Here is a 12,592-nt window from a genome sequence, read left to right as displayed (position 1 = left end):
GCTAGCGTGGGGTTATTGTGAAACTGGATGAAATTGCGCGCCTTGCCGGTGTATCGCGCACGACGGCCAGCTATGTAATTAATGGCAAAGCTAAGCAGTATCGTGTCAGCGATAAAACCGTGGAAAAGGTAATGGCGGTGGTGCGCGAGCATAATTACCATCCCAATGCGGTGGCGGCAGGTCTGCGCGCGGGGCGCACGCGTTCAATAGGACTGGTTATTCCTGATTTAGAGAATACCAGCTATACGCGGATTGCTAACTACCTTGAACGTCAGGCTCGCCAGCGCGGCTATCAACTGCTGATTGCCTGTTCCGAAGATCAGCCTGATAACGAAATGCGCTGCGTCGAGCACCTGCTTCAGCGGCAGGTGGATGCCATTATCGTCTCTACCTCATTACCGCCTGAGCATCCTTTCTATCAGCGCTGGATTAACGATCCTTTGCCGATTATCGCCCTTGACCGCGCGCTGGATCGCGAACATTTCACCAGCGTAGTCGGTGCCGATCAGGATGATTCAGAGATGCTGGCGGCGGAATTGCGCAAGCAGCCGGCGGAATCGATTCTCTTCCTGGGCGCGCTGCCGGAGCTGTCGGTTAGCTTCCTGCGCGAGATGGGCTTTCGTGATGCCTGGAAAGGAGACCCCCGCCCGGTCGATTACATTTACGCCAACAGCTTTGAGCGCTCGGCCGCTGCCACCCTGTTCGAAAAATGGCTGGAAACGAACCGGATGCCGGATGCGCTGTTCACCACCTCTTTCGGCCTGCTGCAAGGGGTGATGGACGTGACCCTCAAGCGCGAAGGGCGGCTGCCGAGCGATTTAGCGATAGCGACCTTTGGCGACCATGAACTGCTGGATTTCCTTGATTGTCCGGTACTTGCGGTGGGCCAGCGTCATCGCGACGTGGCGGAGCGGGTACTGGAGTTGGTGCTGGCAAGCCTTGATGAACCGCGCAAGCCTAAGCCGGGGTTAACGCGGATACGGCGTAATCTTTATCGTCGTGGCCGCTTAAGCCGCAAGGTAACTTAACATAGCGACACATGAAGGCAGCCATGCTGCCTTTTTCTTAACGATCTATTTCCCTCCTCATCAAAACCTTCTCTGTGATTAAAATTGCCAGGCTTCCCGGTGCCAGTCCGGGCGTAAATAACGGTAAAGTCTAAAAGAGTCTCCCGCTAATCTTTATCTAAGTCCGTCCCAATATTAAAAACTTAGCGACGATGCGCTTTCTGTAGCCCAGATGCGCTGCGTCCAGGCTAGGAATCTCTTAAGAAATACCCTAAAATGCGCACCACGTCGCAAAGTTGAGGACGTGAAATTTAAGGCGTAAAACTGGCATATTTTTGAACAATCTAATTTTCATGCAGAAATTCCTGCCACTATTCATTAGTTTATTTTTAAATTCCTGCCCGAATCGCGTTCTTTTTAACTCCCTACGGTTTTAACCAGTAAAGAAATAATTCTCATTGCGGCAGCTAGCGGCTTGACAATGTTTTCCTTCGCTCCGTACACTCCTTTGGTGGGAATTTGTGGTGTAAAGTGGTGAACAGGGGTAACTGGAGGGTGAGGCTGGCATGTTCCGTGGGGCAACGTTAGTCAATCTCGACAGCAAGGGACGGCTCGCCGTGCCTACGCGCTATCGCGAAACGCTGATCGGGGAATCGCAGGGGCAAATGGTTTGTACCATTGACCTCCACCAGCCGTGCCTGCTGCTTTATACCCTGCCCGAGTGGGAAGTGATCGAACGTAAACTGGCCCGCTTATCGAGCATGAACCCCGCAGAGCGCCGCGTTCAGCGTCTGTTACTGGGGCACGCCAGTGAATGCCAAATGGATAACGCAGGACGCCTGCTGGTCGCCAACACGCTGCGCCAGCACGCGAATCTGACCAAAGAAGTGATGCTGGTTGGGCAGTTCAACAAGTTTGAGCTGTGGGACGAACAGACCTGGTATCAACAAGTCAGGGAGGATATTGACGCGGAACAGTCGACTCAGGAACCTTTATCTGAGCGTTTACAGGACTTGTCATTATAGCTATGCAGGAAAATTTCAAACATACCACGGTGCTGTTAGACGAGGCGGTAAACGGTCTCAGGATCAAATCTGACGGCATCTATCTCGATGGCACCTTTGGACGAGGTGGACATTCGCGCCTGATCCTCTCTCAGTTGGGAGAGCATGGGCGTCTTTTCGCCATAGACCGCGACCCACAGGCGATTGCCGCAGCAGCAGAGATTACCGACCCACGTTTCACTATCATTCACGGCCCTTTTTCCGCGCTGGCTGGCTACGCCGAAGAGCGCGGGCTGACTGGCAAGATCAACGGTATTTTGCTGGATCTTGGCGTGTCGTCGCCGCAGCTGGATGATGCGGAACGAGGTTTCTCTTTTATGCGCGATGGTCCTCTCGATATGCGTATGGACCCGACCAAAGGCCTGTCAGCCTCGCAGTGGCTGCTGCAAGCCGAAGAAAGTGATATCGCGTTTGTGCTGAAAACCTTTGGCGAAGAGCGCTTTGCCAAACGCATTGCCCGCGCGATTGTTGAGCGTAATCGCGAACAGCCGATGACCCGCACGAAAGAGCTGGCCGAAGTGATTTACGCAGCGACGCCGGTGAAGGACAAATTTAAGCATCCGGCCACCCGCAGCTTCCAGGCGATCCGCATCTGGGTCAATAGCGAACTGGAAGAGATTGAGCAGGCGCTCAAGGGGGCGCTGGACGCGCTGGCGCCTGAAGGGCGCCTGTCGGTGATCAGTTTCCATTCGCTGGAAGACCGTATCGTGAAACGCTTTATGCGCGAGCAGAGCCGGGGACCTCAGGTTCCTGCCGGTATCCCGATGACCGAAGCGCAGTTGAATAAGCTCGGCGGTCGTCATCTGAAAGCGCTGGGCAAAATGATGCCGGGCGAGGCGGAAGTGGCGGAAAACCCAAGGGCGCGCAGTTCGGTATTACGCATCGCTGAGCGGACGGCCTCATGATTGGCAACGAGCGGCACAGCTTACCTGGCGTCATCGGCGGCGACATTCTTCGCCACGGTAAAATCCCGGTGCTGCTGGCCATCGCGGTGCTGGTCTCGGCGGTGCTGGTAGTGACCACCGCGCATAAAACGCGCCTGCTCACCGCTCAGCGCGAACAGTTAGTACTGGAACGGGACGCGCTGGATATTGAGTGGCGCAACCTGATCCTGGAAGAGAATGCCCTCGGCGATCATAGCCGGGTTGAGAGGACGGCAACGGAAAAACTGCAAATGCAGCATGTCGATCCATCGCAGGAAAACATTGTGGTACAACCTTAAGGGGCTGAATGAAAGCCGCAACAAAGACGCAGAAGTTAAAACGCAATGAAGATCAGGCCAGCTTTGTCAGCTGGCGTTTTGCGTTGCTGTGCGGCGGCATTTTCCTCGGCCTGGCTGGTCTGCTGGCGCGCGTGGCTTATTTGCAGGTGATCAACCCCGATAAGCTGGTGCGGGAAGGCGATATGCGTTCTCTGCGCGTGCAGGCCGTTCCCACGGCTCGCGGCATGATCACCGACCGTGCCGGACGGCCATTAGCGGTTAGCGTCCCGGTTAATGCGGTCTGGGCTGACCCGAAAGAACTTCATGATAAGGGCGGCATCACGCTCGACAGCCGCTGGAAGGCGCTGTCAGACGCGCTGTCCATTCCGCTCGACCAGCTTGCTGCCCGCGTGAATGCGAATCCGAAAGGCCGCTTTGTTTATCTGGCTCGCCAGGTCAATCCTGCTATTGGCGACTACATCAAAAAGCTGAAGCTGCCGGGCATCTTCCTGCGCGAAGAATCCCGCCGTTACTATCCGGCAGGGCAGGTCACCTCGCATCTGATTGGCTTCACCAATATCGACGGGCAGGGCATTGAAGGCGTCGAGAAAAGCTTCGACAAATGGCTGACCGGTCAACCCGGCGAGCGCACGGTGCGAAAAGATCGCTTTGGTCGCGTCATTGAGGACGTCTCCTCCGTCGACAGTCGGGCGGCGCATAACCTGGCGCTGAGCATAGACGAGCGTCTGCAGGCGCTGGTTTACCGTGAGCTGAACAACGCGGTGGCCTTTAACAAAGCCGAGTCTGGCACCGCCGTGCTGGTGGATGTGAACACCGGTGAAGTACTGGCGATGGCTAACAGCCCGGCTTATAACCCAAACAATCTTACCGGCACCACTAAAGACGTGATGCGCAACCGCGCCATCACCGACATCTTCGAACCTGGCTCTACCGTGAAGCCAATGGTGGTGATGACGGCGCTTCAGCGTGGCGTGGTGAAGGAAAATACCGTTCTTAATACCATTCCGTATCGTATTAATGGTCATGAAATTAAAGATGTAGCGCGCTACAACGAGCTGACCCTGACCGGGGTTTTGCAGAAATCGAGTAACGTTGGCGTTTCTAAGCTGGCGTTAGCGATGCCATCCTCAGCGTTAGTAGAAACTTACGCACGCTTTGGATTGGGAAAGGCGACCAATTTGGGGTTGGTCGGAGAAAGCAGTGGCTTATATCCTCAAAAACAACGGTGGTCTGACATAGAGAGGGCCACCTTCTCTTTCGGCTACGGGCTAATGGTAACGCCGTTACAGTTAGCGCGTGTCTACGCAACGATCGGCAGCTATGGCGTTTTCCGTCCGCTGTCTATTACCAAAGTTGATCCGCCGGTGGCGGGCGAGCGCGTTTTCCCTGAAGAGCGGGTGCGTACCGTGATGCATATGATGGAGAGCGTGGCTCTGCCCGGCGGTGGTGGCGTGAAGGCCGCTATCAAGGGCTACCGCATCGCCATTAAAACGGGTACCGCGAAGAAAGTCGGGCCGGATGGGCGCTACGTCAACAAATATATTGCTTATACCGCAGGGGTTGCGCCAGCAAGCCGCCCGCGTTTTGCGCTGGTGGTGGTGATTAACGACCCTCAGGGCGGGAAATATTACGGCGGCGCCGTTTCTGCGCCGGTGTTTGGCGCCATTATGGGCGGCGTACTGCGCACCATGAACATTGAGCCTGACGCGCTGCCTCCAGCGCCAAGTGAAAAAAACGAGATGGTAGAAAACAGAAGAGAGGGTTCCAGTGACCGATCGTAGCCTGCGCGACTTACTGGCCCCGTGGGTGCCTGGCGCACCGGAGCGGGCGCTGCATGAAATGATCCTGGACAGCCGCGTGGCGGCTTCCGGCGATCTGTTCGTCGCCATTAAAGGTCATGCGGCAGACGGCCGCCGTTTTATCCCGCAGGCCATTGCCCAGGGCGTTGCGGCCGTGATTGCCGATGCTGAAGGCGAGGCCGAAGACGGTGAAATTGTCGAAATGCACGGCGTGCCGGTTATCTATCTCGCACAGCTTGCACAGCGCCTGTCCGCGCTGGCCGGTCGTTTCTATCAGCAGCCGGGCGACAAGCTCCGCCTGATTGGCGTAACCGGGACCAACGGTAAAACTACCACGACTCAGCTGCTGGCGCAGTGGGGCCAACTGCTGGGCGAAACCGGCGCGGTGATGGGGACCGTGGGTAACGGCCTGTATGGTCACCTCGTTCCGGCCGAAAACACTACCGGTTCGGCTGTTGACGTTCAGCAGACGCTTGCCTCGCTGGTAGAGCAGGGCGCGACGCTGGCGGCGATGGAGATTTCCTCGCATGGTCTGGTGCAGCACCGCGTAGCCGCGCTGCCCTTTGCTGCTGCCGCCTTCACCAATCTGAGCCGCGATCATCTGGATTATCACGGTGACATGACCCGCTATGAAGCGGCGAAATGGCTGCTATTCTCCGAGCATCTGGTGGGGCAGACCATCGTCAATGCAGACGATGAGGTCGGGCGCCGCTGGCTGCAAAAGCTGCCGGATGCTGTTGCGGTCACCATGGAAGACAATCTCCAGCTTGGCTGCCACGGGCGCTGGCTGAAGGCGACCGCTGTCGATTACCACGACAACGGCGCCAAAATTCGCTTTGACTCTAGCTGGGGCGAAGGCGAAATCGAGAGCCGCCTGATGGGCGCATTCAACGTCAGTAACCTGCTGGTGGCGTTAGGCACGCTGCTGGCGCTGGGCTATCCGCTGGCTTCGCTGATCGCCACCGGTCACCAGCTCCAGCCCGTTACCGGCCGCATGGAAGTGTTCAACGCACCGGGCAAACCGACCGTGGTGGTGGACTATGCCCACACGCCGGACGCGCTGGAGAAAGCGCTGCTGGCGGCTCGCCTGCACTGCAAAGGCAAGCTGTGGTGCGTCTTCGGCTGCGGCGGCGATCGCGACAAAGGTAAGCGCCCACTAATGGGTGCTATTGCCGAGCAATTCTCCGACGTGGTGGTGATCACCGATGATAACCCGCGTAGTGAAGATCCGGCCGCTATCGTTGCGGATGTGCTGACGGGGCTACTGAACGCCAGCCGCGCGCGCGTCCTGCCGGGTCGTGCGGAAGCGGTCACTAACATTGTCATGCAGGCGCAGGAAGGCGATATCGTGGTGGTTGCTGGTAAAGGGCACGAAGATTATCAGATTGTCGGCAACCGCCGTCTGGATTATTCAGACCGGCTTACGGTCGCCCGCTTGCTGGGGGTGCTGGCATGATTGCGGTAACGCTGCAAACGCTGGCCGAACTGACGGGCGGCAAATTGTATGGCGGCGACCTGTCCGTGGCGGAAGTGACCACTGACACGCGCAAAGTCAGCGCGGGCTGTCTGTTTGTTGCCCTTAAGGGCGAGCGTTTTGATGCTCATGATTTTGTCGGCGAGGCGCTCGCCTCCGGTTCGGCAGCTTTATTGGTGAGTAAGCACTTACCTGTTGCCGTGCCTCAGGTGGTCGTGACGGATACCCGCATTGCGCTGGGGCAGCTGGCTGGCTGGGTACGTCAGCAGTCAACCGCCCGCGTCGTGGCGCTGACCGGTTCCTCCGGTAAAACCTCGGTAAAAGAGATGACCGCCTCGATTTTGCGGCAATGTGGCGAAACGCTGTATACCGCTGGCAACCTGAATAACGATATCGGCGTGCCGCTGACCCTGCTGCGTCTCAACGAAACTCACCGCTTCGCGGTGATTGAGCTGGGCGCTAACCATCAGGGTGAGATTGCCTATACCACGAATATTACCCGTCCCGAAACTGCGCTGGTGAATAACCTCGCCGCCGCGCATCTGGAAGGATTCGGCTCGCTGGCGGGCGTGGCGAAGGCCAAGGGCGAAATTTTTCAGGGATTGCCGATCGACGGCACGGCGATCCTCAATGCGGACAGCAATGACTGGCCGCACTGGCAGCAGGCGCTGCACAGCAAAACGGTCTGGCGCTTCTCCTCTGCGCCCCAGGCGGACAGTGATTTCGCCGCCACCGACGTCAAGGTAACCAGCACCGGCACGCATTTCGTGATGATCACGCCTGAGGGCAGCATCGGCATTCAGCTGCCGCTGCCGGGTCGTCACAACATCGCTAACGCGCTGGCTGCGGCCGCGCTGGCTCTGTCGGTAGGCGCCCCGTTGAGCGCTATTCAACAGGGATTAAGCCAGCTGAAAGCTGTACCGGGCCGTTTGTTCCCTATTTTGCTGGCGGAAAACCAGCTGCTGCTGGATGACAGCTACAACGCCAACGTCGGGTCAATGACCGCGGCGGCCCAGGTGCTGTCGGAGATGCCTGGCTACCGGGTGATGGTGGTAGGCGATATGGGCGAGTTGGGCGATGAAGCAGAAGAGTGCCATCGCGAAGTGGGCGAAGCCGCTCGTCTGGTCGGTATCGATAAAGTTCTGAGCGTTGGCACGCTAAGCAAAATCCTGAGTGAAGCCAGCGGCGTGGGTGAACATTTTAAAGATAAGGCCGCCGTTACGGCACGCCTTCAGGCGCTGCTCGCTGAGCATCCAGCCATCACGATATTAGTCAAGGGTTCGCGTAGTACCGCCATGGAGCAGGTAGTACAGAGCTTACAGGAGAAAGGAACATGCTAGTCTGGCTGGCCGAACATCTGGTCACTTTTTATTCTGGCTTCAACGTCTTTTCCTATCTGACGTTTCGCGCCATTGTCAGCCTGCTGACCGCCCTGTTTATTTCACTGTGGATGGGACCGCGGATGATTGCCCGCCTGCAGGAAATGTCATTTGGCCAGGTCGTGCGTAACGACGGTCCTGAGTCGCACTTCAGCAAGCGCGGCACGCCGACCATGGGCGGGATTATGATCCTGTTCTCTATTGCCGTGTCCGTATTGATGTGGGCCTATCCTTCTAACCCTTATGTCTGGTGCGTGCTGGTGGTGCTGGTAGGTTTCGGCATCATCGGGTTTGTCGACGATTACCGTAAGGTGGTGCGTAAAGACACCAAAGGCCTGATTGCCCGCTGGAAGTATTTCTGGATGTCAGCGATCTCGCTGGGCGTGGCATTTGCGCTGTACATCGCCGGTAAAGGGACTCCCGCCACGGAACTGGTGGTGCCTTTCTTCAAAGACGTCATGCCGCAGCTGGGGCTGTTTTACGTCGTGCTGGCTTATTTCGTAATTGTCGGTACCGGCAACGCCGTCAACCTGACGGACGGGCTGGATGGTCTGGCTATTATGCCAACGGTCTTCGTCGCGGCGGGTTTTGCGCTGGTGGCGTGGGCAACTGGTAACGTCAAGTTTGCTGAGTATCTGCATATTCCCTACCTGCGTTACGCGGGTGAGCTGGTGATCGTCTGTACCGCTATCGTCGGCGCCGGTCTTGGCTTCCTGTGGTTCAACACCTATCCGGCTCAGGTCTTTATGGGCGACGTCGGCTCACTGGCGCTTGGCGGCGCGTTGGGCACCATTGCCGTGCTGCTCCGTCAGGAGTTCCTGCTGGTGATCATGGGCGGCGTGTTCGTGGTCGAGACGCTGTCGGTGATCCTCCAGGTGGGATCGTTCAAATTACGCGGTCAGCGCATCTTTCGCATGGCGCCGATCCATCACCACTATGAACTTAAAGGCTGGCCGGAGCCGCGCGTCATTGTGCGCTTCTGGATTATTTCTCTGATGCTGGTGCTGATTGGCCTGGCAACGCTGAAGGTGCGGTAAAGATGGCTGACTATCAGGGTAAAAAAGTGATCATCATCGGGTTGGGCCTGACCGGGCTCTCCTGTGTTGATTTCTTTTTAGCGCGCGGCGTAACGCCACGCGTGATGGATACCCGTGTCACCCCGCCAGGCCTGGACAAGCTGCCGGTAAGCGTCGAACGCTGGCTTGGCTCGCTGAATGACGACTGGCTACAGGCCGCCGATCTGATCGTTGCCAGCCCTGGCATGGCGCTGGCACACCCGGCGCTGAGGGATGCGGCGGATGCCGGCGTGGAAATTGTGGGTGATATCGAGCTGTTCTGCCGCGAAGCGCAGGCGCCGATTGTCGCTATTACCGGTTCCAACGGCAAAAGCACCGTTACCCGACTGGTCGGCGAGATGGCGGAGGCCGCCGGATGGCAGGTTGGCGTCGGCGGCAATATTGGCCTGCCCGCGCTGATGCTGCTGGATCGGCCTGCTCAGCTGTACGTGCTGGAACTCTCCAGCTTCCAGCTGGAAACCACCAGTAGCCTGAAGGCTGCGGCGGCGACCATCCTGAACGTCAGCGAAGATCATATGGATCGCTATCCGTTAGGGATGCAGCAGTATCGGGCGGCCAAGCTGCGAATTTATGAGCAGGCCAGCGTTTGCGTGGTGAACGCGGATGATGTGATGACCCTGCCTGTGCGCGGCCTGGACTCACGCTGCGTCAGCTTCGGTATTGCGACCGGTGATTATCGTCTCAGCAGCGAGGCGGGCGTTAGCTGGCTGAACGTTAAGGGTGAAAATGTCCTGAAGACCAGCGAAATGACGCTGGTAGGCCAGCACAACCACACCAACGCGCTGGCAGCCCTGGCGCTGGCCGGAGCGGTAGGACTGCCGCTAGCCTCCAGCCTGCAGGCATTAACCACGTTCAGCGGTCTGGCTCACCGCTTCCAGATTGCCCATCAGCGCAATGGCGTGCGGTGGATTAACGATTCTAAAGCCACCAACGTCGGCAGCACCGAAGCCGCACTGAAAGGACTGGAGGTGCAAGGCACGCTGTGGCTGCTGCTGGGCGGCGACGGCAAGTCGGCTGATTTCAGCCCGCTGACCCGCTATTTGCAGGGCGACAGCGTGCGCATCTGGTGCTTTGGTCGTGATGCGGAAGCGCTGGCGGCGCTGCGTCCTGAGATTGCTACGCTGACCGAGACGCTGGCAGAGGCGATGACGCAAATTGCCGCTCAGGTACAGCCGGGAGATATGGTTCTGCTTTCACCGGCCTGCGCGAGCCTCGATCAATTTAAAAACTTCGAGCAGCGCGGCGACGCGTTTACTCAACTGGCTAAGGAGCTGGGCTGATGAATGTTCCTGGTATAAGCCTGGCCAATGGCGTGACGAATCGTCTGAAAGAGTGGGTGATGGGGCCAAGGGAGAGCGACGCCAGCTCTATGGTTCTTTATGATCGCACGCTGCTGTGGCTGACCATTGGTCTGGCGATCGTCGGTTTTGTGATGGTGACTTCGGCCTCGATGCCGGTCGGGCAGCGTCTCTCTGACGATCCGTTCTATTTTGCCAAGCGCGACGCGTTTTACATTGCGCTGGCAGTTGGTATGGCGTTGGTTACGCTTCGCGTGCCGATGGATTTCTGGCAGCGCTACAGCAACATTATGCTACTGGTGACGGTGGTGATGCTGCTGGTAGTGCTGGTAGTGGGAAGCTCGGTCAACGGGGCTTCGCGCTGGATTGCCCTGGGGCCGCTGCGTATTCAGCCTGCTGAGCTATCGAAGCTGTCGCTGTTCTGCTACCTGGCGAGCTATCTGGTACGCAAGGTTGACGAGGTGCGTAACAACTTCTGGGGCTTCTGTAAGCCGATGGGCGTCATGGTGGTGCTGGCGGTGCTACTGCTGGCTCAGCCGGACCTGGGAACCGTGGTCGTGCTGTTCGTCACCACGCTGGCGATGCTGTTCCTGGCGGGAGCCAAGCTCTGGCAGTTCCTGGCCATTATCGGCTCCGGTATTTTTGCCGTCTGCCTGCTGATTGTGGCGGAACCCTACCGTATGCGCCGCGTGACCTCTTTCTGGAATCCGTGGGAAGATCCTTTCGGCAGCGGCTACCAGCTGACCCAGTCACTGATGGCGTTTGGGCGCGGTGAATTCTGGGGACAGGGACTGGGTAATTCAGTACAAAAACTGGAGTATTTGCCGGAAGCGCACACCGACTTTATCTTCTCGATTATCGGTGAGGAATTAGGTTATATCGGTGTGGTTTTAGCCTTGTTAATGGTATTCTTCGTCGCTTTTCGCGCGATGTCCATTGGCCGTCGTGCGCTTGAACTCGACCAGCGTTTTGCCGGGTTCCTCGGCTGCTCAATCGGCGTCTGGTTCAGCTTCCAGGCGCTGGTGAACGTAGGGGCTGCGGCGGGCATGTTGCCGACCAAGGGTCTGACGCTTCCGCTGATCAGCTACGGCGGTTCGAGCCTGATCATTATGTCGACCGCCATCGTGTTTTTGTTACGCATTGATTATGAAACGCGTCTGGCTAAAGCGCAGGCGTTTACGCGAGGTAGTCGATGAAAGGGAAGCGACTGATGGTAATGGCTGGCGGAACCGGCGGGCACGTTTTCCCCGGGCTGGCGGTCGCGCATCATCTGATGGAACAGGGCTGGCAGGTTCGCTGGTTGGGAACCGCTGACCGGATGGAAGCGGAACTGGTTCCTAAGCACGGTATCGACATCGACTTTATTCGTATTAGCGGCCTGCGGGGCAAGGGCCTCAAAGCGCAACTGAGCGCGCCGCTGCGGATCTTCAACGCCGTGCGCCAGGCCCGAACCATCATGAAAGCCTACAGGCCGGATGTGGTGTTAGGCATGGGCGGCTACGTTTCCGGCCCGGGTGGCTTAGCCGCCTGGACCTGCGGCATCCCGGTGGTGTTGCATGAACAGAATGGCATTGCCGGTCTGACCAACAAGTGGCTGGCGAAAATTGCTAAAAAAGTGATGCAGGCTTTTCCTGGCGCTTTTCCTGACGCTGAGGTGGTAGGCAATCCGGTCCGTAACGACGTACTGGCGCTGCCTTTGCCCGAAGCGCGACTGGCTGACCGCAGCGGCCCGATCCGGGTGCTGATAGTCGGCGGCAGTCAGGGCGCCCGGGTGCTCAACCAGACGATGCCGCAGGTGGCAGCGATACTGGGCGACGCCGTCACGCTGTGGCATCAGGTAGGGAAGGGCGCGCTGGAAGAGGTGAACCAGGCCTATGAGCAGGTTCACCAGACCCAGCATAACGTCACCGAATTTATTGATGATATGGCTGCGGCCTATGCCTGGGCTGACGTGGTGGTCTGTCGTTCCGGCGCGCTGACCGTCAGCGAAGTGGCCGCCGCAGGCTTACCGGCGATTTTTGTGCCATTTCAGCATAAAGATCGTCAGCAGTACTGGAATGCGCTGCCGCTGGAAAAAGCGGGCGCCGCCAAAATTTATGAACAGCCGCAGTTTACTGCGGAGGTAGTGGCAGACACGCTGACCCGATGGGATCGCCCGACTTTACTGCAAATGGCAGAGAAAGCTCGCGCCGTTGCCATCCCCGATGCGACCGAAAGGGTCGCGGCGGAAGTCAGCAAGGCTGCGCTGTAACAGAGAATTTCAGGGCCGACAG

Annotated in this window: 11 protein-coding genes; all 11 read left to right on the top strand. The window is 58.0% G+C overall.

Features of this window, described 5'->3' with window-relative positions; genetic code table 11:
- The first annotated feature begins 17 nt into the window (after positions 1-17).
- Complete coding sequence (gene cra, locus NG99_RS21720) at positions 18-1,028, top strand: catabolite repressor/activator (RefSeq protein WP_034897653.1); 1,011 nt, start codon at positions 18-20, stop codon at positions 1,026-1,028.
- A gap of 545 nt (positions 1,029-1,573) precedes the next feature.
- The gene (gene mraZ, locus NG99_RS21715) at positions 1,574-2,032 is read left to right on the top strand and encodes a division/cell wall cluster transcriptional repressor MraZ (protein ID WP_034897651.1); all 459 of its coding nucleotides are present in this window, start codon (positions 1,574-1,576) and stop codon (positions 2,030-2,032) included.
- 2 nt (positions 2,033-2,034) lie between these two features.
- Positions 2,035-2,976, top strand: a complete 942-nt coding sequence (rsmH, locus tag NG99_RS21710; protein ID WP_034897649.1) for a 16S rRNA (cytosine(1402)-N(4))-methyltransferase RsmH — start codon at positions 2,035-2,037, stop codon at positions 2,974-2,976.
- Positions 2,973-3,293 carry a cell division protein FtsL gene (gene ftsL, locus NG99_RS21705; protein WP_034897647.1) on the top strand — a complete coding sequence of 107 codons (321 nt, stop codon included), beginning with the start codon at positions 2,973-2,975 and terminating at the stop codon, positions 3,291-3,293. Before rsmH ends, ftsL begins: the two co-directional genes overlap by 4 nt.
- Before the next feature lie 8 nt (positions 3,294-3,301).
- Positions 3,302-5,074 (top strand): peptidoglycan glycosyltransferase FtsI, encoded by a 1,773-nt coding sequence (locus NG99_RS21700; RefSeq protein ID WP_034897645.1) that lies wholly within the window; start codon positions 3,302-3,304, stop codon positions 5,072-5,074.
- Positions 5,061-6,548 carry a UDP-N-acetylmuramoyl-L-alanyl-D-glutamate--2,6-diaminopimelate ligase gene (murE, locus tag NG99_RS21695; RefSeq protein ID WP_034897643.1) on the top strand — a complete coding sequence of 496 codons (1,488 nt, stop codon included), beginning with the start codon at positions 5,061-5,063 and terminating at the stop codon, positions 6,546-6,548. The genes NG99_RS21700 and murE overlap by 14 nt, the downstream gene beginning before the upstream one ends.
- The gene (gene murF, locus NG99_RS21690; protein WP_034897640.1) at positions 6,545-7,906 is read left to right on the top strand and encodes a UDP-N-acetylmuramoyl-tripeptide--D-alanyl-D-alanine ligase; all 1,362 of its coding nucleotides are present in this window, start codon (positions 6,545-6,547) and stop codon (positions 7,904-7,906) included. The genes murE and murF overlap by 4 nt, the downstream gene beginning before the upstream one ends.
- Complete coding sequence (gene mraY, locus NG99_RS21685) at positions 7,900-8,982, top strand: phospho-N-acetylmuramoyl-pentapeptide-transferase (protein ID WP_034897638.1); 1,083 nt, start codon at positions 7,900-7,902, stop codon at positions 8,980-8,982. The genes murF and mraY overlap by 7 nt, the downstream gene beginning before the upstream one ends.
- A 2-nt stretch (positions 8,983-8,984) precedes the next feature.
- The gene (murD, locus tag NG99_RS21680; RefSeq protein WP_034897636.1) at positions 8,985-10,301 is read left to right on the top strand and encodes a UDP-N-acetylmuramoyl-L-alanine--D-glutamate ligase; all 1,317 of its coding nucleotides are present in this window, start codon (positions 8,985-8,987) and stop codon (positions 10,299-10,301) included.
- A complete protein-coding gene (gene ftsW, locus NG99_RS21675) occupies positions 10,301-11,515 on the top strand; it encodes a cell division protein FtsW (RefSeq protein WP_034897634.1) in 1,215 nt (404 codons plus the stop codon). Before murD ends, ftsW begins: the two co-directional genes overlap by 1 nt.
- Entirely contained in the window at positions 11,512-12,570 is a 1,059-nt protein-coding gene (gene murG, locus NG99_RS21670; protein WP_034897631.1) for an undecaprenyldiphospho-muramoylpentapeptide beta-N-acetylglucosaminyltransferase, read from the top strand. The genes ftsW and murG overlap by 4 nt, the downstream gene beginning before the upstream one ends.
- The last annotated feature ends 22 nt before the right edge of the window (positions 12,571-12,592 follow it).

Origin of the sequence: Erwinia typographi (assembly GCF_000773975.1) — a bacterium.
GTDB classification, from domain to species: Bacteria; Pseudomonadota; Gammaproteobacteria; order Enterobacterales; family Enterobacteriaceae; genus Erwinia; species Erwinia typographi.
This window is presented reverse-complemented; position numbering and strand designations above follow the sequence as displayed.